The organism is Alloactinosynnema sp. L-07, assembly GCF_900070365.1.
Classification (GTDB): Bacteria; Actinomycetota; Actinomycetes; order Mycobacteriales; family Pseudonocardiaceae; genus Actinokineospora.
In genome coordinates this window covers 2,880,685-2,901,851 of the sequence record NZ_LN850107.1, presented here as the reverse complement: position 1 = coordinate 2,901,851, position 21,167 = coordinate 2,880,685, and the positions used below count along the sequence as shown (strand labels likewise).

20 protein-coding genes and 1 pseudogene are annotated in these 21,167 nt (G+C 69.3%); 14 read left to right on the top strand and 7 right to left on the bottom strand.

The annotated features are described in order from the left end of the window. Nucleotides 1-165 precede the first annotated feature (165 nt). The 8 genes from BN1701_RS12815 to BN1701_RS12780 all read left to right on the top strand — a co-directional run bounded on the left by BN1701_RS12815 (nucleotide 166) and on the right by BN1701_RS12780 (nucleotide 10,702). Nucleotides 166-3,195: a S8 family peptidase gene (locus BN1701_RS12815; RefSeq protein WP_082859828.1), complete on the top strand. Its 3,030-nt coding sequence runs from the start codon at nucleotides 166-168 to the stop codon at nucleotides 3,193-3,195. Between the two features lie 92 nt (nucleotides 3,196-3,287). Beyond that, nucleotides 3,288-4,250, top strand: coding sequence for a LysR family transcriptional regulator (locus BN1701_RS12810; RefSeq protein ID WP_082859827.1), 963 nt, complete (start codon nucleotides 3,288-3,290; stop codon nucleotides 4,248-4,250). A 92-nt stretch (nucleotides 4,251-4,342) separates the two neighbouring features. After that, nucleotides 4,343-5,722 (top strand): helix-turn-helix transcriptional regulator, encoded by a 1,380-nt coding sequence (locus BN1701_RS12805; RefSeq protein WP_054048600.1) that lies wholly within the window; start codon nucleotides 4,343-4,345, stop codon nucleotides 5,720-5,722. A gap of 484 nt (nucleotides 5,723-6,206) precedes the next feature. Then, nucleotides 6,207-7,019, top strand: coding sequence for a CPBP family intramembrane glutamic endopeptidase (locus tag BN1701_RS12800; RefSeq protein WP_082859826.1), 813 nt, complete (start codon nucleotides 6,207-6,209; stop codon nucleotides 7,017-7,019). Between the two features lie 174 nt (nucleotides 7,020-7,193). Continuing rightward, nucleotides 7,194-7,730, top strand: a complete 537-nt coding sequence (locus tag BN1701_RS12795) for a DoxX family membrane protein (RefSeq protein WP_157367958.1) — start codon at nucleotides 7,194-7,196, stop codon at nucleotides 7,728-7,730. 43 nt (nucleotides 7,731-7,773) lie between these two features. Next, nucleotides 7,774-8,889: an acyl-CoA dehydrogenase family protein gene (locus BN1701_RS12790; RefSeq protein WP_054048594.1), complete on the top strand. Its 1,116-nt coding sequence runs from the start codon at nucleotides 7,774-7,776 to the stop codon at nucleotides 8,887-8,889. A gap of 11 nt (nucleotides 8,890-8,900) precedes the next feature. After that, nucleotides 8,901-9,713: a phosphate/phosphite/phosphonate ABC transporter substrate-binding protein gene (locus tag BN1701_RS12785; protein ID WP_054048592.1), complete on the top strand. Its 813-nt coding sequence runs from the start codon at nucleotides 8,901-8,903 to the stop codon at nucleotides 9,711-9,713. Next, a complete protein-coding gene (locus BN1701_RS12780; RefSeq protein ID WP_054048590.1) occupies nucleotides 9,707-10,702 on the top strand; it encodes a radical SAM protein in 996 nt (331 codons plus the stop codon). The genes BN1701_RS12785 and BN1701_RS12780 overlap by 7 nt, the downstream gene beginning before the upstream one ends. Before the next feature lie 12 nt (nucleotides 10,703-10,714). On the opposite strand, the pseudogene BN1701_RS12775 reads toward BN1701_RS12780, so the two are convergent. Beyond that, nucleotides 10,715-11,310, bottom strand: a pseudogene (locus BN1701_RS12775) (IS5 family transposase); the annotation flags it as partial. Between the two features lie 26 nt (nucleotides 11,311-11,336). Between BN1701_RS12775 and BN1701_RS12765 the strand changes: the two are divergent. The 3 genes from BN1701_RS12765 (at nucleotide 11,337) to BN1701_RS12755 (ending at nucleotide 12,926) form a co-directional block, all read left to right on the top strand. Further along, the gene (locus BN1701_RS12765; RefSeq protein ID WP_054048588.1) at nucleotides 11,337-11,522 is read left to right on the top strand and encodes a hypothetical protein; all 186 of its coding nucleotides are present in this window, start codon (nucleotides 11,337-11,339) and stop codon (nucleotides 11,520-11,522) included. Nucleotides 11,523-11,610: 88 nt separating this feature from the next. Beyond that, nucleotides 11,611-11,790, top strand: coding sequence for a hypothetical protein (locus BN1701_RS12760; RefSeq protein WP_157367957.1), 180 nt, complete (start codon nucleotides 11,611-11,613; stop codon nucleotides 11,788-11,790). Beyond that, entirely contained in the window at nucleotides 11,787-12,926 is a 1,140-nt protein-coding gene (locus BN1701_RS12755) for a cysteine desulfurase family protein (RefSeq protein WP_054048585.1), read from the top strand. Before BN1701_RS12760 ends, BN1701_RS12755 begins: the two co-directional genes overlap by 4 nt. Nucleotide 12,927: 1 nt before the next feature. On the opposite strand, the gene BN1701_RS12750 is transcribed toward BN1701_RS12755, so the two are convergent. Then, entirely contained in the window at nucleotides 12,928-13,842 is a 915-nt protein-coding gene (locus BN1701_RS12750) for an alkylmercury lyase family protein (protein ID WP_054048582.1), read from the bottom strand. Further along, complete coding sequence (locus BN1701_RS34280) at nucleotides 13,839-13,985, bottom strand: hypothetical protein (RefSeq protein WP_197672088.1); 147 nt, start codon at nucleotides 13,983-13,985, stop codon at nucleotides 13,839-13,841. The genes BN1701_RS12750 and BN1701_RS34280 overlap by 4 nt, the downstream gene beginning before the upstream one ends. 108 nt (nucleotides 13,986-14,093) lie before the next feature. Here BN1701_RS34280 and BN1701_RS12745 point away from each other — a divergent pair, with 108 nt between their 5' ends. After that, nucleotides 14,094-14,393, top strand: coding sequence for a hypothetical protein (locus BN1701_RS12745; RefSeq protein WP_054048580.1), 300 nt, complete (start codon nucleotides 14,094-14,096; stop codon nucleotides 14,391-14,393). A gap of 124 nt (nucleotides 14,394-14,517) precedes the next feature. On the opposite strand, the gene BN1701_RS12740 is transcribed toward BN1701_RS12745, so the two are convergent. Next, nucleotides 14,518-15,363: a class I SAM-dependent methyltransferase gene (locus tag BN1701_RS12740; RefSeq protein WP_054048578.1), complete on the bottom strand. Its 846-nt coding sequence runs from the start codon at nucleotides 15,361-15,363 to the stop codon at nucleotides 14,518-14,520. 122 nt (nucleotides 15,364-15,485) lie between these two features. After that, nucleotides 15,486-17,108 (bottom strand): helix-turn-helix transcriptional regulator, encoded by a 1,623-nt coding sequence (locus tag BN1701_RS37985; RefSeq protein WP_054055820.1) that lies wholly within the window; start codon nucleotides 17,106-17,108, stop codon nucleotides 15,486-15,488. 9 nt (nucleotides 17,109-17,117) lie between these two features. Between BN1701_RS37985 and BN1701_RS38195 the strand changes: the two genes are divergently transcribed. Next, nucleotides 17,118-17,597, top strand: a complete 480-nt coding sequence (locus BN1701_RS38195) for a bifunctional DNA primase/polymerase (RefSeq protein WP_369800531.1) — start codon at nucleotides 17,118-17,120, stop codon at nucleotides 17,595-17,597. Here BN1701_RS38195 and BN1701_RS12730 read toward each other — a convergent pair. Next, nucleotides 17,530-18,159, bottom strand: coding sequence for a DUF4386 domain-containing protein (locus tag BN1701_RS12730; protein ID WP_054048576.1), 630 nt, complete (start codon nucleotides 18,157-18,159; stop codon nucleotides 17,530-17,532). The genes BN1701_RS38195 and BN1701_RS12730 overlap by 68 nt on opposite strands. Nucleotides 18,160-18,239: 80 nt before the next feature. Here BN1701_RS12730 and BN1701_RS12725 point away from each other — a divergent pair, with 80 nt between their 5' ends. Beyond that, nucleotides 18,240-18,869, top strand: coding sequence for a TetR/AcrR family transcriptional regulator (locus tag BN1701_RS12725; protein ID WP_054048574.1), 630 nt, complete (start codon nucleotides 18,240-18,242; stop codon nucleotides 18,867-18,869). A 385-nt stretch (nucleotides 18,870-19,254) separates the two neighbouring features. Here BN1701_RS12725 and BN1701_RS12720 read toward each other — a convergent pair whose 3' ends face one another. Continuing rightward, nucleotides 19,255-21,165 carry an amino acid adenylation domain-containing protein gene (locus BN1701_RS12720; protein ID WP_172803239.1) on the bottom strand — a complete coding sequence of 637 codons (1,911 nt, stop codon included), beginning with the start codon at nucleotides 21,163-21,165 and terminating at the stop codon, nucleotides 19,255-19,257. Between the last annotated feature and the right edge of the window lie 2 nt (nucleotides 21,166-21,167).

Below are 21,167 nucleotides of genomic sequence, written 5' to 3'. Positions count from 1 at the left end.
GGTTCTCTCTTCATGCTGACGGGGTATTCGACTACCCTGAATAGCTGTTTCTCGTAGGTAATGCTGGCGCCTTCCATGCATTCGCGCGAAGGTCGCGATCCCTGCCTTCACTGCGGTCGCCGACGCGGCGCCGAGGTGGAGGTCCTGCATTGAGGGAGACCATTGATGGGACAACTTCGCGTGCGGCGGCTGCGGCGATACGCCGGGCCCGCCTTGATCGCCTCGGCGCTCGCTCTGGGCGTCATCGCAACGCCCGCCTCCGCGGCCGAGGGCGTCGTGCTCGGTGCGAACCGGGCAGGTGCGATCAAGGACAGCTACATCGTTGTGGTGAAAGACAGCGTGGCGCCGAGATCTGCCTCGGCACAGACCGCGGACAAGCTGACGAAGAAGTACGGAGGGTCGGTCACGGCTGCCTGGCAGCACGCCGTGAACGGGTTCTCCGCGAAGATGACCGCGGGGCAGGCGCGCAAGCTGGCGGCTGACCCGAGCGTCGCCTTCGTCGAGCAGGATGGCGAGGTGAAGATCGCCGAGGACCAGGTCAACCCGCCGAACTGGGGCCTGGATCGTGTTGACCAGCGGAACTTGCCGTTGGACAGCAAGTACAGCTTCGGCACCCGCGCGTCGAATGTGACCGCGTACATCATCGACACCGGTGTCCGCACCACGCACAGCACGTTCGAGGGCCGTGCGACGTGGGGCACCAACACGGTCGACACGAACAACACCGACTGCCACGGGCACGGCACGCACGTCGGGGGCATCGTCGGCGGCAAGGAGTATGGCCTCGCCAAGGGTGTGAAGATCGTCGGTGTGAAGGTGCTGGGGTGCTCCGGCTCCGGCTCGAACACCGGGGTGATCAGCGGTGTCGACTGGGTCACGAAGAACGCGGTGAAGCCCGCTGTGGCGAACATGAGCCTCGGTGGGGGAGCGGCGACCGCGCTCGACACGGCGGTGCGCAACTCGATCGCCTCGGGTATCACCTACGCGCTGGCTTCGGCGAACGACAACAAGGACGCCTGCAACACCTCGCCCGCCAGGGTCGCCGAGGGCATCACGGTCAACGCGTCGGACAAGAACGACGCGCGCGCCAGTTTCTCGAACTTCGGCACGTGCACCGACATCTTCGCCCCAGGCGTGGGGATCCTGTCGGCGTGGAAGGACAACGACAACGCGACCCTCAGCGCGAGCGGCACGTCCATGGCGGCGCCGCATGTCGCGGGCGCGGTGGCGATCTGGCTGGCCGGGCACCCGACTGACACGCCGCCGCAGGTGGCGGCGGGCATGCTGGCCGCGGCCACGCCGGACAAGGTCACCAACCCGGGGGCCGGTTCGCCGAACAAGCTGCTGTACGTCGATCCGGGTGCGCAGCCCGATCCGGTCACGCTGCCCAGCCCTGGCAACCAGACCGGCAAGGTCGGCGAGCAGTCGGGCGTGAAGCTCGTCGCCGCGGGTGGCGTCGCGCCGTACACGTGGTCGGCCGCCGGTCTGCCGACGGGCATCGTGTTGGGCTCGAGCACCTCCGATGTCGTGGTCGCCGAAGGCACGCCGACCGCGGGCGGCACTTTCAACAGCTCGGTGACGGTCAAGGACAGCAAGGGCACCACGGCGACCGCGTCGTTCACCTGGACGATCGAGGGCGGTGGCGGCGGTGATCTGACGCTGCCGAACCCCGGCCCGCAGACCGGCAAGGTCGGTGAGGACAACGGGGTCAAGCTGGTGGTATCCGGCGGCACCGCGCCGTACACCTGGGCCGCGAGCGGCCTGCCCACCGGGATGACCCTGGCCCCGAGCGACTCCGATGTCGCGATCATCGGCGGTGTTCCGACCGCGGGTGGCGCGTTCACGGTGACGGTGGACGTCAAGGACGCCAAGGGCGCGACCGCCACGGTGACGTTCACGTGGACGATCGAGGGCGGTGGGGGCGGTGATCTGACGCTGCCGAACCCCGGCCCGCAGACCGGCGAAGTTGGTGAGCCTGCGGGGTTGAAGCTGGTTGTCGAGGGTGGCACCGCGCCCTACACGTGGTCCGCCACTGGTTTGCCGACCGGGATCGCGCTGGGTTCCAGCACGACCGATGTGGTCATCGCCGAGGGCACGCCGACCGCGGGTGGCGCGTTCACCGTGACGGTGGACGTCAAGGACAGCAAGGGCGCGTCCGGGACCACGACGTTCACCTGGACGATCGACGGTGGCGGCGGCGGCGAGCTGACGCTGCCGAACCCGGGTGACCAGACCGCCGAGGTGGGCGTCGAGACCGGCCTGAAGATGGTCGTCGACGGCGGCACCGCGCCGTACACCTGGGCGGCCGCGGGCCTGCCGACCGGCATCACCGTGCAGCCGGGCGACTCCGACGTCCTCGTGCTGTCCGGCACGCCCACGGTGGGCGGCGCGTACAAGGTGACCGTCAACGTCAAGGACAGCAAGGGCGCCACCGGATCCGCGTCGTTCACCTGGACGATCACCGGCGGCGGCACCGACCCGACGGTGACCAACCCGGGTCCGCGGACTGGCAAGGTCGGCAGTGATGTCAGCCTGCAAATGGTGGTCGACGGCGGCACGAAGCCCTACACGTGGTCGGCGACCGGCCTGCCCGGTGGTCTGTCGGTCAGCGCGGACGGTCTCATCACCGGAAAGCCGACCACCGCGGGCACCTTCAGTTCGACACTGAAGGTGACCGACTCGGCTGGCAAGTCCGGCACCGCGACCTTCGGCTGGACGATCACCGGCGGCGGTAGCTGCACGCCTGCGCAGAAGGTGGCCAACCCGGGCTTCGAGTCCGGCTCGACCGGGTGGACCGCGTCGGCGAACGTCGTCGGCCAGCACGCTTCGCAGGGACAACCGGCGCACGCGGGCACGTGGAGTGCCTGGGTGGGCGGCTGGGGCCGGGTCAGCTACGACTCGGTCTCGCAGAGCGTGACGGTTCCGGCCGGGTGCACGACCGCGCAGCTCTCGTTCTGGCTGCACATCGACACCCGTGAGTGGGAACCCGCCGTGTACGACCGGATGACGGTAACGGCGGGCTCGAAGACGTTGGCGACGTTCTCCAACCTCAACGCCGCTTCCGGATACAAGCAGTTCACCTACGACCTGGCGGACTTCGCCGGGCAGACCGTGACGATCAAGTTCCAGGGATTTGAGGACAGCAACTTGCAGACGTCGTTCGTCCTCGATGACGTCGCGTTGAACGTGGGCTGACGTTTCTCCAGGTGAGAACCGTGGTTTGCGGGATTTTGCCACCCACGGTTCTCACCTGTTCCCGCGAAGGACTCTGTGGTTAGCATCGCCCGGTGAAGCTTGAGGTAAGGCATCTTCGCGTCTTGGTGACGGTTGCCGATTACGGCAGTATCACCAAGGCCGCGGTCTTGCTTGGCATGTCCCAGCCCTCGCTCACCGCCCAGTTGCAGCGCATCGAGCGCTCGGTCGGCGAGTCGGTATTCAGCCGGAGCCGTACCGGCGTCGAGATCACCGCCTTCGGCCGGAGCCTGCTGGCCAAGGCGCGCTCCGTGCTCCACGAGATGGACGACCTCCTCGTCACAACGACACCCAAGCACCGTCGCGAGATCATCCTCGGTGACGCGGGCCTGCTGTTGTCGGCGGTCGTTCCCCGCTTGATCGCCGAACTCGCTGAGGTTGACCCGGAACTGGCCGCCCGACTGACCGTCCGCGCGCACATGGACCCGGCCGCGGGCGAGCTGATCACGATGATGCGAACCGGCAGGCTGGACGCCGCGATCATCAGCGACGTGATCGACTTCGAGACCGCGGACAACCACGACTTCAAGCGAGTGACGATAGTGCCGCTGGAGCCCGTGTTCATCGGGCTGTCGGAACGCCACCCGCTTGCCGCACGCACGGAAATCGACCTGGCCGACCTCGCCGACGAGGCATGGATAGTCAACCCGCAGGACAATCCCGGCTGGTTGATGTCGCTGCGCGCGGCCTGCGCCCGACTTGGGTTCGAGCCGCGAATCGCCTACGAGAGCAACCACATGGCGGGCGCTCGCGCCTTCGTCGGCAGCGGCCAGTGCGTCGCCATCTCCGACCCAATGTCCATGGAGGGAAACAATGTCGTCTTCCGGCCGCTCATCGGCGATCCGGTGCGCGGCCGCATCGATCTGTCCTGGGTGGACCGGTGCCCGGTGTCACCTGGGCTGCTGCGCAAGGTGGTCACGGAGGCGTATCAGAACATGGTCAGCCGCAACGCCACCTACCAACGCTGGTGGTCCGAGCGAGGCCTGATCCTCGCCTGACGGGCGCGGCTTCCAGCCTTGCGGCTATACATCATCGTGACGCTGCGGCACACTCGCACACCTGATGCGGCACCTCACACTCGGAGAAGCCGGTGACCAGTGACTCAGCGGCCGAGAACGCCCAACCGAGCGACTTCGGGGCCCGACTCAAACACTGCCGCAAACTCGCCGGCCTGTCCCAAACTCATCTGGCGGCCGAACTGGGTTACCACAACAGTGTGATCAGCCGCTGGGAGAACGGCACGCGACAGCCGCCGCTCAAGCTGATCCGGCGCCTGGACACGATACTCGACACCGGCGGGCAGCTGACCCAACTGATCGCCGACCAGACCAGCCGCGACGGCAGGCAAGGCGATCTACTCGGCTTCGGCCCAGACACCCCTCTGCCCGGAGGACCCGCTCGCGCCTACCCCCCAATGGCGTGGGACCCGGGCAGATGGCCGTCGCGGCTACCCCACTACGGCATGTCCTGCCCCCAGCACGGCCCCCACGGGTGCGTCGTCCCCTCAACCGAGGACGCGACCGCCCTGCACCAGGCGTTCACCGCGGACCCAGCCAGACACACCGACGCAGACATCGTCCACGTTCTGGCCGCGCGCCTGGCCGTCTACACCCGCCTCACCGAGGAACACGGCACCACGGGAATCGACACCGCCATCGAGAACGAGCTCCACCTGATCGGCATGTCACTGAACTCCCCAGCCGGGCCGAGCCGCCAAGCCTTGCTCCACCTGGCCGCCACCTACGCGGCCTTCGCCGGGCAACTACGCACGCTGCGCGGTCAGCACGGCGCCGCCATGGCCCTCTACGGCAAAGGCCTGCACTGGGCACTGCTCTGCGGCGACGTCAGCCTGCGCGCGGCCCTGATGTGCGACATGAGCACCCTGGCCCGCCTCGAGAACGACAGCCGCAGCGCACTGTCCTACGCCGAAGCCCTGCCCTCCATCGGCCCCAACCGCACCTGGACTCGCACCCTGGCCCACCTCTACTCGGCACGGGCCCACGGCCTCGTCGGGGACCTCCAGGAAACCAGCCGAGCGGTCACCGCCGCCCGCGACCACCTCGACCGCCACACCACCGACGACGAGCAAGAAGCGCGCTGGATCTCCGGAATCCACGGCCAAGTACTCATCGAATCCGGCATCGCCGCGGCCCTGCGCGACGTCGCGGCGGCCACCGCCGACCATCGCCTCGCCCACGCCGCGATCGCCGCCACCGAGCACTCGCTGGCCTTCGTACCCGTCCACGTCCGCCCCGCCACCGTGTTGCTCGCCCTGCGCTTGGCCGACAGCTACGCCTGCGCGGGCCAACCCGACGCCGCTGCCGCCATCGCCACCCCCATCCTCGCCGAGGCCAAGACCATGCCCATGGCCACCGTGAGCCACGAACTACGCGGACTCCGCACCCGCCTGGCAGCCCGCTGGCCGAACACCACCCCAGTCAAGGAATTCCTCGACCACTGCCACCATTGAGCAACGACCTTTCGAGCCACACCACTCGACCTCGCCTTGCGTGCCCTCAAGCCGCGGCTTTCCGTTTGCACCACGTTTATGACCGGTCGGAGGACCGGTCCATCGCGTTCCCTGTGAGGACGCGGCTGCCGCCATTGCCCCAGTGTGACCCGACCCGATCACCGACGCACGCGAGCGAAGGGGTCTTCGGCCCCTCGCTCCGACCGGTCCGCGGGCGGACAATGGGACCTGGGTCAGTCGAACGGAGTCATCCGCATGGGCACCTACCGGACGTCGGCGACACTCGTCCTTGGTGGAGGGACAGGGGCGTTCCGAGGAGCCGCTTCAGCGCCCGCATGCGGGAGCAGCATGATCGAGGTCAGGGAAGTGTGGCCTGGGGGGCTGGCTGGTGCGCCTGGCGGCGGCACGACGGGACGCGAATCCAGCGACGATGAGATGGGAACGCGTGGTTCGCCGCGGGCGTTGACGTCGGAGAAGGAAGGCCATGGCCGTTAACTCTGTGCGGCGGGTCCGGCTCGCCGGAGTCACCGCCGTTGTAGCGGTCCTGGCATTCGGACTGGTCACCATGGTCGGTCGGCACCCGGCGTCCTTGACGGCCGCGGTCGTGGTCTTGGTCGCGCTTACCGTGGCGGGCGTCGTCAGTGGCGATCCGGACGTGATTCGCGTGGTCGTGCTCATCGACGGAGTGTTCGTCGCGACCGTGGTGGACGTGTTCGGATTCTGGCCACTTCCCGCACTCGTCGCGGCCGTCGTCGCCTATCTCATCGGCAGGGCTGTACCCCACCTGCGATGGCGCCCTGACTGGCTGTCTCCCTGGCGCAAGGACCAGCCCACAGGCCGCCTGGGTCGATGGCTGGTGACCGCGGTCGTCCTTGGCGTAGTCGCAGGGGCGGTGACCTGGCTGACGGTCGCGTCGAGACCGATGCCGCCGCAGATCGTCCGGCTGGCCCCGGACGCCGCGGTGTTGACTTTCGCAGCCCTCGGTCTTGGCTACGCCGTCGTCAACGCGGCCGTCGAGGAGACCCTGTTCCGCGGGATGTTCCTGACCACGTTGACTGACCGCATCAGAGTGTTACCCGCTCTAGCCGTGCAGGCCACCTCGTTCGGCCTCCTGCACACCGTCATCCTCGCCCAGCTGACGTGGAGCCCACAAGTCGTACTCGCCGCCGCGGCGGCAACGGCCTGGGGTGCGACTCTCGGTGTGTTGCGCCTGGGCACCGGCGGCATCGCGGCCCCCGCTCTCGCCCACCTGACCGCCCTGATCACCCTGGTTGGCTTGACTCTCCTCAACCGCTGATCTATCCACACCATGGACCCTTGGCCGCGGGGACAGTTCCAGCACCAGTACCGGGTCTGCAACCACCGTAATGAGGCGGTAAGACTTGGATGCACTACGCCTGAGCCGGTGACGGTGCATCATGGATCCGACGAGTGCGCCACGTCTTCGGAAACGGAAGGCGAGGTGGTGGCGGTGGGTGAGGTCACTGAGCGAACTGGCCGCGAGACTGTCGCGCCCCGCGTGCTGGGTGGCGGGTTCGCCGTGCTGCGGATCCTTTTCGGCGCGATCTGGCTGAGCAACGGTGTGGCGAAGGCGTTCTTCAACCAGGACAATAATTTCGACTGGGGCTTCTTGTCGTTCCACCTCATCAACCAGCCTACGGCCAAGTCGATCCTGGAAGGCGCGTCTGACGACACGTTCCAGCCGCTGCGATGGATCTACCGGGACTTTGTCCTGGCCAACTGGGGTTTCTTCCAGTGGTTCCTGACCATCGCGGAGATCGCGGCGGGCTTGTTGTTGGTCTTCGGGATCGCGTCCCGGCTCGGCGCCGCGATCGGGTTGGCTCTCATCGGCCCTATCTGGGTCATGCTGCTCGACAGCAACCAGTACTTCTGGGCGTATCCGGTCGAGTTGCTCCCGCTGCTGGTGCTGGCCGTCGTGCCCAGTGGCCGCACGTTCGGGCTGGATCGCGAGCTCGCACCCCGTTTCGGCCTGCGGTGGCCGTTCTGACCGTAGGCGGAGTCGTCCATTCTCCTTGGAAGGACATCGAACCGTGGATCTGAACGCACACCTCGAGCCGGTGCTGGCCGCCGCCGCGCGGTCGGCTCGTGAGGTCGACGCCGACGCCCGATTCCCCGACGTAGCCGTAAAAGCGCTGCGTGAGTCCGGGTTGCTCGGCCTCACGCTGCCCTCCTCGGCAGGCGGTATGGGTGGCGGCCCGCACGAACTGGTGGGGACGGTGGGAGCTCTGGCCGGTGTCTGCGGGTCGACCGCGATGATCTACCTGATGCATGTCAGCGCGGCGATGCCCCTCGCCGCCGCGCCCCCGACAGGTCTGCCTCACCTGGTCTCGGACCTGGCGAGCGGCCGTGTTCTCGCGTCGCTGGCGCTGTCCGAGGCAGGCTCGCGCTCGCACTTCTGGGCTCCAGTGTCGCAGGCGGAACGCAATGGCGCCGGGATCCGGTTGCGGGCAAAGAAGAGTTGGGTGACATCGGCCGGTTACGCCGACGTGTACGTGGCCTCCACCCGCGCGGAGGGCGGCGAAGGCGTCGACCTGTACGCGATTCCCGCGGACACTCCCGGTGTCGAGGTGGCCGGGTCGTGGCACGGCTTGGGGTTGCGGGGCAACGCTTCCTCGCCGATGACCCTGGATGCGAAGGTTCCGGAGAGCCACCGGCTCGGGGCGCCCGGTGGTGGATTCGAGTTGATGCTGCAGGTGGTGATGCCGTGGTTCAACCTCGGCAACGCGGCGGTCTCGGTCGGGCTGTCGCGGGCCGCGGTGGACGCGGCCGTGCGGCACACGAGCGCGGCCAGGCTGGAGCATCTCGACGAGAGCCTCTCGGCGTTGCCGACCATCCGTGCGCAGCTGGCCCGGATGTCGATCGAGCTGGCCTGCACGCAGGCGTATCTGACCCAGGCCGCCAGTCGACTGGCGCAACCGGCCGAGGACACGATGCTGCACGTGCTGGGTGTCAAAGCCGCGGCCAACGACGCGGCGCTGCGCATCACCGACAGCGCGATGCGGGTGTGCGGTGGGGCGGCGTTCTCCGAGCACCTGCAGATCGACCGGTACTTCCGCGACGCTCGCGCGGGCCACGTCATGGCGCCGACAGCGGACGTGCTCTACGACTTCTACGGTAAAGCCATCACCGGGCAGCCAGTGTTCTAAGGAGACCCGACGTGGGCAAGCCACTGATCATCGGCGCGGTCGCCTACACGCCCAACGTGGTGACCATCTGGGATGGGATGCGCGACTACTTCGCCGGCGGGCCCGCCGAGATCGACTTCGTGTTGTTCTCCAACTACGGCAGGCAGGTCGACGCGCTGATCGACGGCACGATCGACATCGCCTGGAACACCAACCTAGCCTGGGTGCGCACCCAGGCTCAGACCGACGGCGCGTGCCGCGCACTAGCCATGCGCGACACCGACACGGTGTTCCAGACGGTGTTCGTCGCCCGTACCGGAAGCCTGCTGCGCGGTCTCGACGACCTGCGCGGCAGGCGGCTCGCGTTGGGATCCGAGGACTCCGCCCAGGCGGCGATCCTGCCCGTGCACTTCCTGGCCCGCGCCGGTGTGAACCAGGACTCGGTCGAGTTCGTTCGCATCAACAGCGACGTCGGCAAGCACGGTGACACCGGCCGCAGCGAACTCGACGCGCTGCGCGCCGTCCTCGACGAGCGGGCCGACGCCGCGGCGATCGGCATCAACACCTGGGACGCGATAGGCCGCGACGAGCTGATGCCGGGCGCGTTCGAGGCGTTCTGGGCCTCGCCCACCTACTCCCACTGCAACTTCACCGCCCTCGCCCAAATACCCGAGGACCGCACCGCGGCCTGGGTCGAGCAGTTGCTCGCCATGGACTGGGACAACCGGGACCACCGGCCCATCCTGGAGATGGAAGGTCTGCACCAGTGGGTGCTCCCGCAACTGGATGGCTACGAATCGCTTCTGGACGCGGTGCGGGAGCAGAAGATCCCGCTCCGATGGTGAACCCCAATCTGATCCTCGACCTCGTCGAGCGCACCCGCGCCGCTCCCCGAGGCGCAATGATCACCATCCCGCTCGAAGCTGATGACTCTTTGGACACCGTCACAGCGTGGTGCGCCCGTGCTGGCCACGAACTGATCGAGTTGAAGGAAACCTCCGCGACCATCCGATGTGGACCATTGACGGATGTCTTCGCCGAGATCGCGGCCGACCACGTGCCCGGCACCCGGCTGTGGCTCTACACCAACTTCGACTGCAACCTCGCCTGCGATTACTGCTGCGCGCGCTCGTCCCCGCGCGCAGCCCGCCGGGCGCTGGGCATCGACCGCGTACGCCGCCTCGCCGCCGAAGCCGCCGAAGCGGGCGTGACCGAACTCCTCCTCACCGGCGGCGAACCCTTCCTCCTGCCAGACATCGATGAACTCGCCAACTCCTGCACCCAATGGCTGCCCACCACACTGCTCACCAACGGCATGCTGTTTCGAGGTGCCCGCCTCGACCGGCTCCGGGCCATGGACCGCGCCCGGCTCGCCCTGCAGATCAGCCTCGACTCAGCCACCCCCGATCTGCACGACGCGCACCGCGGCCGCGGCACCTGGGAACGCGCCGTGACCGGAATCCGCACCGCGCACGCGGAAGGGTTCCGCGTGCGCGTCGCGGCCACCCTGCCGCCGGACCACACCCGCCGGCTGCAGCCATTCCACGACTTCCTCGACACCCTCGGCATCGACCGCGACGACCAGGTCATCCGCACCCTGGCCCACCGCGGTGTCGCCGAGAAAGGCCTCGAACTGACCGTCGAGACACTCATCCCGGAGGTAACAATCACCGCAGAAGGCGTGTACTGGCACCCAGTCGGCGCCGACCACACCGACCAACTCGTCACTCGCGACCTATTCCCACTCACAGACGCCATCACCGAGATCCGTAGGCGATTCGTCGAACACCGCACCCGCGCCAAAGCGGCCGCACAATGGTTCCCCTGCGCCTAAGGACTCGTAACACTATGAGTGGGTCTTGAGTCGGCGCCAGGCGATGATGCTGCAGCCGATGCTGAGGAAGGCTTCGTGGATGTCGTCGCGGACTTCCCAGCGAATGCGGAGTCGGCGGAACCAGTGCAGCAGGGCGAACGCGCCTTCGACGACCCAGCGGTACACGCCGTGGTCGACGCCGCGGCGGGCGATGACGGGCTCGATGCCCTTGGCGCGGACCAGTTTGCGGTACTTGTTGTCGTCGTATGCGCGGTCGACGTGGATCCGCTCTGGCCGTTGCCGGGGTCGTCCACGCCGACCACGCACCGGCGGGACGGCCTCGATCAGCGGCATCAACCGAGTGACGTCATCGCGGTTGCCGCCGGTCAGGATGGTCGCCAACGGGATGCCGGTCCCGTCGGTGATCACATGATGTTTGGATCCGGTCCGTGCTCGATCGACCGGGCTCGGACCGGTTTTCGGCCCCTTAACGCCCGAATGTGCGAACCGTCGACCGCCGCGCGCGACCAGTCGAGCAAACCGGCGGCGTGCAACTCAGCCAGCAGCACTTCGTGCAGCCGCTGCCACACCCGCGCCTCGTGCCAGTCCCGCAGCCGACGCCGGCACGTGTGGTCTGGCCGCGCAAGCGGAGATCATGGACAACGGCGCCGCCAACCACGACCCGGCGGTGTTCCCCGACCCGGACCGCGTGGATGTCACCCGGCGGGGCGCGGGGCACCTGAGCTTCGGGCACGGCGCCCGCTACCGCGTCGGGGCTCCGCTGGCGCGCGTCGAGTTGGCGGCGGTGTCTCTCAGCTGGTTCCACAATTCCCGGACATGAGGTTGGCTGTACCCGTGGAGGACCGGGTGATCTGGCGTGATGTCCTGACCGGGGGACTGGTCGAGCTTCCGGTGAGGTGGTGATCGCCGTGTCGATGTTCGCACGGATCTATCCGTGGCTGTGCCAGGCCATGGAGCGCGGCGGCATGGGCGAGCACCGCGCCAGGCTGCTCGACGGTCTGACCGGCACGCTCCTCGAGATCGGCGGGGGCAATGGGCTCGTCGCGGTGGGCATGTACGAAACTCGCACCCCGGAGCGCTCGTCATGACCGTCCCGACAGGACCACCGGTCTACCTCGACCACAACGCGACCACCCCGGTCGACCCGCGGGTCACCGCCGCGTGCCTGCCGTACCTGACCGAACACTTCGGCAACCCCTCCAGCGGCCACACCTACGGCCACCGCGCCCGCCGCGCCGTCGACACCGCCCGCGCGTCGGTCGCAGAGTTCCTGGGCTGCGCGCCCGGCGAGGTCGTGTTCAGCGGCAGCGGCTCGGAAAGCGACACCCTCGCCATCCGCGGCGCCGCGCTCGCCGCACGCGAGCGCGGCGACCACGTCATCACCCAGCTCACCGAACACCCCGCCGTCATCGCCGCCTGCGACGCGCTGCGCAGGCTGCACGGCTTCCGGGTGACCGAACTGCCCGTCAACGGACACGGGCTGGTCGACCCCGCCGCCCTGGCCGCCGCGCTCACCGACCGGACCGTGCTGGTGTCGATCATGCACGCCAACAATGAGACCGGCACCGTCCAACCCATCCGGGAGCTCGCCGCCCTCACCCACACCCGCGGCGCGCTGTTTCACACCGACGCGGCCCAGTCCGCGGCCAAACTCGACCTTTCGGTGCGCGACCTCGGCGTCGACCTGCTCACCATCGCCGGACACAAGATGTACGCCCCCAAGGGCGTCGGCGCCCTCTACGTCCGACAAGGACTCGACCTCGAACCAACCATTTACGGCGGCGGGCAGGAGAGCGGTCGGCGCGGCGGCACCGAGAACGTCGCACTCATCGTCGCCCTTGGCGCGGCCGCCCGACTGGCCATGGACGATCACAGCGCCCCACAACGACTCCAGCACCTACGAGACCTGCTGCACACACTGCTGGACGAGAACCTGCCGGGGCGGGTGCACCTCAACGGACATCCCACCCACCGGCTGCCCAATACCCTCAACCTCAGCATCGACGGCACCCTCGGCGCAGCGCTCCTGGCCGCCGTGCCCGGCATCGCCGCCTCCACCGGATCGGCCTGCCACGAAGGCGAAACCCGCCCATCGGCGGTCCTGACGGCGATGGGGCACCCCCCAGGTCGAGCTCTCGCCGCCCTCCGGTTGACGTTGGGCCGATCGACCACGGCCGAGGACATCCAGCACGCGGCAACCCAGCTCACCGCCGCCGCGAGCTGACCTAGCGTGCCAGGAGTCCACCGAAGATCCGCCGACCCAGCGTTTCGGCGTCGGCGCTGTCGAGGATTTCGCCGTGAAGGTTGGGGTGGGCTCGTGACCATGTCTCCGCGCTCGCCCGATCGGTGAACATGTTGAGGACGTCGCAGCAGGTCTGCGCGGACGCGCCGCCGCCGGGGCGGGCGCCGACGAAGACCACCGCGCTCGTCGGGTCCCACCGGGACCGCCCGGCGGCGATGGTGACGGTGATCGGCTGGCCGTTGGTCGGGTCGGTGCTGGTGATCACCGCGTCCACACCGAGCATGGCGGGCATCCCCAGCGCGTCGATGGCGCACATCGCGTACGCCTCGGTTCCGCCCGTGAGCCGGACTCGGTGCGGGGTGGGGGCCGTGGAGAACGGGTAGGCGACCTGGACACGTCCGGCCGCGTCGAGCCGGATGACGTCGGCGTCGTGCAGCCGGGCGAGCACCTGGTCACCGGTCTGGGCGAAGGAGGCCACCACCTGGTCCACCGTGGCGGGCGGGGCTCCGGTCGCGGCGAAGGACCGCAGGATCGCCTCGTGCGCCGCGCGTTCGGCGGGTGCGGCCCGAGCCCGCCAGTCCCGCAACGCCGCCGACGCGCGCTTGGGTCCGAGGACCTCGCTGAGCCGGGCTACCGAGGGTGCTCCGTCGAGGTGACCGTCCGCGTGGCGGTAGAGCCTGCACGACATGCTGGGCGCGACCCCGGGCTCGGCGAATGGGTCGACACCGTCCACCAGGAGGGTGGGGGAGCCGGTCATCCCCACAGCCGCCGCGGTCTCCGCGTCTCGCACCACCCGCAGGACTACCTCCACGACGACACCCGCCATGGCTACGTCGAGCCGCTCACGCAGCACCCGCACGCTCGGGCAGTCCGGCACGTGCAGAATCTCCACCCTCATACCGCGTCCTCTCCATCCTCACGCAGGCTACGCCCCAGCGGACACCGTCGGTCGGCGCGCGGGAGATCACACGTCGCCGCCAAGTCGGCGAGCGAGTCGCGCATCCGCCGCAGGTCGGTGATCCGCCGATCCAGTTCGTCCATTCGCGACCCATCCTCAACCCCGTACCCACCTACAGGGTCAAGTCCGCACCCTCGGGCACGCCGCCATGGCAGGCGAATACTGGGCAAAGACGCCCTGGGAGGTAAACGATGACCGTCCAACGCGAAGATGACACCACCTCGGCGCCGAAGTGCTGGTGCTGCGGCAAGGACCACCCCGAGGCACGTTTGGTCCGCCTCGGCGCCCATCCCGAGGTCGCCGTCTGTCTCGACTGCGCGCGCTGGCTGCACCGCAGAGCCCGCCACCGCGAAGACGAACACCGCTCCGGCCTCGGGCCACGGCTCCGCGCGGGGATCGACGCGGTCCGGGCAGGCGTGATCCGCCGCGGCTGGCACGAGCGCGGAGTCCTCGGCGCCCTGCTGCGCCGCATCGACCGACACCTGCCCTAAGGCGGCTACCGCATCCTTGGCCACGATTCCCGCGTGAGCGCGGCCCGGTGAATCGCCCGATCTATCGTGCGAGACGCCTGCCCGTCCTGGTGGCGTGAACGGGAGCGCAAGGCGATCGGGCTGATCACGCGCCTGGTTTCGTGCCGACGCCGATATTGAGCGGTGCTGTCAGCACGGCGGGCCCGTTGCCGTCCGAGCGTTCGCGGACCATGCCGTCGAGCACCCGGGTGATGTCGTCGCGTTGTCGGTCGGTGAGGTCGGCGACGAGCGTGCCGGGGATCGGGTTGCCGCTGAGGGTCCAGTCCCACAGCTGCTGCCCGGTCCGCACCGCGACGCGCTCTTGGTGGCTGGTGTCGACCGTGACCGCGGTGAGGCCCGCGTCGATCAGCCGCCGCCGCAGGACGTCGGGGTCGGCGACCTGGAACTCGAGCAGCGGTTCGTCCTCCGACGGGCCCTCGAACTCCGGGACCACCGCCTGCACCGCGCTGACGAAGAAGTGCAGCGCCTCGAATTCCGCGGGGTCGCCGTAGGCGATGAGGAGCACGCGCCCGCCCGGCTTCGTCACGCGCACCATCTCGCGCAGCGCCCGGGGCTGGTCAGCGACGAGCATGACACCGAACTGTGAGCCGGTGACGTCGTAGCTGTCGTCGGGTAGGTCGAGTTCGTGGCAGTCCATCACCCGGCCTTCGGCGTCGAGCCCTTCGGCGGCCACGCGTGCGGTGAACCGCTCGATCATCTCCGGCGACCAGTCGGTCGCCAGGGTCTTCGCGCCGAGGCGTGCCGCCGGGAGGCTCAGGCCGCCGGTCCCCGCGGCGACGTCGAGGAAGGTCTCACCCGGCCGCAGTTTCGCCAACCGAAGCCCGGCCGCGGCCAGGTCGGCCTCGCCTGGTGCGACGTGCTCGTCGTAGCGCGCCGCGATCGCGTCCCACGCCTCGACAGGCGCGGTGTGCGCTGTCTGTTGGTGTGTCATGGCCTGCTCCTGTCCCACGAAGTCTCAGAGGAACAGAACGCTAGGCAGGTGGCGGCCCGGCGACATCGGGCAGACGATCCACGACACCGCCCGCGGGCATGGGCAGTTCTGTCTACTCGCGCCTAGATCAGGCCGTTCTCATAGGCGTAGGCGGTGGCCGCCGCGCGCGAGGGCACGCCGAGTTTGGCGAAGGTGTTGCTGACGTGTCGGGCGACGGTCTTCTCGGACAACCCGAGCTCGCTCGCGATCGCGCGGTTGGTCTTGCCGGACGCGAGCGCCCGCAGCACCTGCACCTCGCGCCCGGTCAACCTGCCGGACCGCCTACCCAAGAGGCCGTCGAGCCGCTCGATGTCCGGCGCCGCGCCCAGCAGCTCGAAGACCTTGCGCGCGCCGCCGATCTCCAGCGCGGAGGTCTCCGGGTCGCCGAGTTCGCCGCACGCGAGGCCGATCATGACCTGGACGCGCGCGGTCTCGTAGGGGGCGTCCAGGTCACGCCACGCGACGCAGGCCACGCGCAGTGCCCGCAGGGCTGATCGGGGGTCGCCCTCGGCGAGCGACACCGCTCCCTCCGCCGAGGAGGCCCTCGCCCGCAGATAGGGCGCGTTCAGGATCTCCGCGATCCGGCCGAGTTCCTCGGCGCCCGCCCGGGCCGACACCACGTCACCCGAGGCGATCATCGTCTCGACGTAGGCGGGGAGGATCCGCGACCGCGCGGGCGGCTCCAGCGTCTCGTTCACCGCGCGGCGCAGGACACCCGCCGCGAGGTCGACACGCCCCTGGGCCAGCCGCAGCAGCGCCAGGCCGGGTTCGGGGCGTCGGCCGGACTCACCGGCCCTGCGGTAGCTCTCCTCGGCCTCGGTGAACTCGCCACGCAATCGCTGCAGCTCGCCGACCTGGTAGTAGGCCGAACCGAGCGTGTCCCAGGTGACCGGGCCGGACAGGTGATCGCACGCCTGCCGGGCGACCGCCATCGCATCGGACCACGCGCCCGCCAGCTGCATGAGTTCGCATCGATGGACAAGGCAGTTCCCTCGGTAGGGGACAAGGTCGGGCTGGTCGTCGCACCAGCGGGCGAGCGCGGCCGTCCACTGCCTGGCCCGCCGCAGGTCGAAGACCTCCGAACAGCCCGCGATCACCGTGCAGTACGCGATGCCTGCGTGCATCGGCGACACCTCGCCCGCGGTGACTCCGACCATGACCTCGTCCAGCAGGACCACGCCCGCGGCGACGTCGCCCACCATGATCCGACACATGCCCTGACCGAGCAGCGACATCGTCACCAGGTCGGAGTCGTCGAAACGCCGTCCGAGCGCGACGCCGTCGGCGAAGACGGACTCCGCCCGCCCTGGGTCGCCGCCCCACATCCGCACGAACGCGTCCCAGACGCGCGTCCACGCGCGTTCGGCACAGTCCCCGCAGCCCTCCAACACCCGCTCGGCGCGGGCGAACCATCCGCCTGCCGGCGCGGTCTCGCCGCGGAACAACAGGCCAGACCCGATCGACACCGCGTTGCGCGCGGCACGCCGCGGTTCCCCACGCCGGATGGCTTCACGGTGAGCGCGCGACCACGCGAGCGTGGACTCCTCATCGAGACCGGACAAGTACGCGGCCAACCCGAACCGTTCGAGATCATCGAGATCAAGCGGGCTCGTGGCGTCCGCGGCCGCGAACAGTCGGTACGCCTCGCCCCACGAGCGCTGGGCGAGGGACGCGCGCGCCTGTTCGACCACGTCGACCGTCGTCACCGGTCCAGTGTGGTCGCCCATCGCCCACTGCGCGCGGACGGGCGAGTGTGCGGCCAAGTCGCGGTGGTGACCCGGTGGACAACGCGTGCTGCCCGCCACCGGAGAAGTCGACGACGTCAGGGCGGTGAACGCACCGTCGACGGCCTGCGGCCGAGGTGTAGTCGGGCCGGTGTCCGGTCGCCCACAGGCTGGCAGCAGCGCTGCGGCAGCGACCCCGAGCGGGTGCGGCGCATCTGGCCACCCGGCGCCAACATCGGTGTCGGCTGCCGCGCCGCGGGCGTGGTCGGCATCGCCCTGGACCGCCACGGCGGCCCGGAGGGCATCGCCCGACTTCACCGCAGCCGCTGGGCGGGCCGTTTCGACGGGTGGCGTCGGCGAGTTCTACGGCGACGTGCACGAGGGTGGAAACAGTGCGCGTGCGCTACCGCTGGGGCGCCCGGCCCGCCGATCCGACGTGGGAACGAGCGTTCTCGACCGGCGGTGGCGTGAAGCCCTTGATGATCAGCAACAGCGGAAAGGCGAGTTCGAACAGTCCGCCTGGAATGAAGAACGCGAAGCCCGCGTCGGAATCGAGATCGGTGATGCCGAGCAGGTCGACGACCACGCCGAGCAGGAGGATCGCATAACCCGCCAGTCCTGCGAGCGACAGCCACCGAGGGGTCAGGCCAGAGCGAAGCAGCAGCGTGCACAGGGCGAGGCCGCCCGCGGCTGCCAGGGTGTAGACGATTAGGTCGTAGTCGCGGAAGTTGTTGTGGCTCATCAGGAAATACGCGCCGAACGCCACGATGGCCGTACACTCCGCTAGGCGCAAACCGAGGTATCCGGTGGCCAGCCGCGCGCCGAACGGCGTGAGGACGGGGCGCAGCGCCACGCCGATCGCGGCCACGGCGAGTCCTGTGTAGACCTCCAGCAGGACGCCCACCAGAAGGTCTGCCCCGTCGGGTGACGGACTGGAGAAGTACGCCTTGAGGAGGCCGCTGCCAACGCTGAAGGTGATTGTCGACGAGATGAAGAGCAGCCCGACGAGAACGGCGATTCTTCGATGAGACATGGGTGACCCCTCAAGGATTCTGATACCGTGACTTACGCCGTAAGTACTACACTTACGGCGTAAGTCCGTCAAGGAGGCTCGTGTCCGATCGAGGCAAGCTCACCCGAGACCACGTCCTGCGCGCGGGCATCGCCCTGGCCGACGCGGGCGGCCTCGCGTCGTTGACGATGCGGAAGCTGGGCGTGGAGCTCGGAGTGGAGGCGATGTCGCTCTACAACCACGTGGCCAACAAGGAGGACCTGCTCGACGGCATGATCGACATGATCTTCGGCGAGATCGCTTTGCCCACAGGGGAATGGAAGTCAGCGATGCGCTCGCGCGCCGGGTCCGTTCGCGCGGCGCTGGCGACGCATCGGTGGGTGGCCGGGCTGATGGACTCGCGGCCGCCTGGGCCTGCCACGTTGCGACACCACGACACGGTGATCGGGACGTTGCGGGCGGCGGGCTTCTCGATCGAGCTGACCGCGCACGCGTTCGCCGTGCTGGACAGCTACCTCTACGGGTTCGCGCTGCAGGAGGCGGGCCTGCCGGACGAGCCCGCGCAGGTGGCCCAGGACGTGCTGGCCCACCTGCCCGCGGCGGAGTACCCACACCTGACCGAACTGACCGTCAACCACGTGCTGCGACCCGGCTACGCCTTCGGCGACGAGTTCGACTTCGGCCTCGACCTGATCCTCGACGGCCTGGAACGGGCCCGCCGCTCGGCCTGAGCCAAGCGACGGGCCCTAGCGATCAGCAGGACAGAAGTGCCGCTGCGCCGCGCGTGGCTGTTGGTGTTGCCGTCGTCCCCCCGCCCACAGCACCCGGCTTGCGCGTCCGCTGACGCAGGACGGCCTGCGGTGCGATGACGAATCCCCTCGTTGTTGTAGGGGTCGCCGTAGCATCGGCGGAATGTCATCGGGTCGCAGGTTCTCGGCTACAAGCTGCGCTGAGACTGCGACGCGGGGCTGGTCTCGCAGGCGCGCGGGCGGGGAGCCGCCCGCGCGGCCAGGCCACCCTGGTCGTGTTCGTGGCGCTGGACAGCGCCAACCGCTTCGCCCTGGTCGCCCAGGGCCTGTCCAACGACGCCCAACGCTGCTCGAGTAGGCAAGGTGCTCAGGCTCGCGTCCCGTTGCTCCGGCGGCGAGTCCGTGCCGGTGGCGCCGGAAGTGCTCCGCGATCCACCTTGCCATTCGCCGTGGCAGGCAACTCGGCCAGCCGGACATAGCGCGTGGGCACCATGTAGTCGGGAAGTTGCCCGCCCAGGTGCGTGCGCAGCGCCTCGTCGTCCAGGGCTTCGCCCGGTTCGGCGACCACGTAGCCGACCAAGGTCGGGTTCGCGCCCAGGTCGGTGCGGAGCAGGACGACCGAGTTGGCGACCTGGGGGTGGGCGTTGACCATCGACTCGATCTCGCTCAGCTCGACCCGTTGGCCGCGGATCTTGACCTGAGTGTCGATCCGGCCGACGTAGTTGAGATGGCCCTCGGGCGACCACCACACCAGGTCCCCGGTTCGGTAGACCCGTTGGGGCTGACCCGTGACCGCGGTCTGGACGAACCGTTCCGCGGTGAGGTCGGGGCGGGCGGCGTAGCCGCGGGCAAGGCAGTCGCCGCCGAGCACCAGTTCGCCTGGTGTGCCCAGGGGAGCGAGGTCGCCGTCTTCGTCGAGGACGAACGCCAGCACGTTGGTGATCGGCGCGCCGATGGGCACGCCGCTCTCGGGCTCGGGGCGCCTGCACGCCCACGCGGTCACGTCGATCGCGGCCTCGGTGGGGCCGTAGAGGTTGTGCACCTCCACCGTGGGCAGCGTCGCGGTCAGCTTGTTCACGATCTTCGGCGGCAGTGCCTCACCGCTGCAGATCACGCGGCGCAGGGAGCCGCACCGGTCCACGCCGTCCTCGGCCACGAACAGCGCGAGCATCGACGGGACGAAGTGGACGGTGGTCACACCCTCCGCGACGATGATCTCCATTAGTTCCTGAGGGTCGCGGTGCGCCTCGGCGGGCGCGACCACCAGGCGCGCGCCCGAAGTGAAGGCCCACAGCAGTTCCCACACCGAGACGTCGAAGGTGTACGGCGTCTTCTGCAGCACGACGTCGTCGGCGCCCAGCTGGTAGGCCGCCTGCGTCCAGGCCAACCGGTTGGCCAGGCTGAGGTGGGTCATCTGCACGCCTTTGGGCTGTCCTGTCGAACCGGACGTGAAGATGACATAGGACAGCCCGTCGACGACCTCCGGCGGCGCGACGTAGTCGCGCCAGGCCACCGGTTTCGCGTCCGCGGCGCCGCCGTCGAGGTTGCGTACCGGGACCGGGCTGTCGCCGTCGAACACCGACGCGGCGGAGGCGCTCACCAGCACCATGGCCGCGTCCGCGGCGTCGAGCATCCCGTCGAGGCGGGCCCGTGGGTGGGTCGGGTCCAACGGCAGGTACGCCGCGCCCGCCAACAGCACGGCCAGCACCGCGACCACCATCTCCGCGCTGCGTTCCGTGCACAGCCCAACCACCGAACCCGGCCCGACGCCCTCGGCGCGGAGCCGACCGGCGATGAGGGCGGCCTCGTCGAGAAGGTGCTGGTAAGTCCGGTCGACACCGCCGCCGCGCAACGCCACCACGTCCGGAGTGCGCAGGGCCTGGTGGCAGATCAGCTCGTGCACGGGTGTCCGCGGCGCGGGTGTCGGCTCCGGGTTGAACCCCAGCAGGATCTGGCGTTCGGCCGGGCCGACGACCGCGCACTTGCCCAGCGGCAGGCCGTCGGCGAGCCCCTGCGCGAGGGTCCGAAGTCGTTCAGCGGTGTGGGCCGCGCCCGCCCAGTCGAACCGGAACCTGATCCCGAGGTGGCCGCTCTCCACATCAGGGGAGTCCGAAGTGCGCACCCCGTCCAGTTGGCACACCACTGACTCCAGCGTGCTTTCCGCCCCGACGGAGACGGTCACCACGCCGTCGGGAAGCCCCACCGCCACCGTGTCGAGCCGCTCCAAGCGGTGCGCCAACATGGCCGCGACCGCCGCGGCGGACCTCTGGTCGATCACCG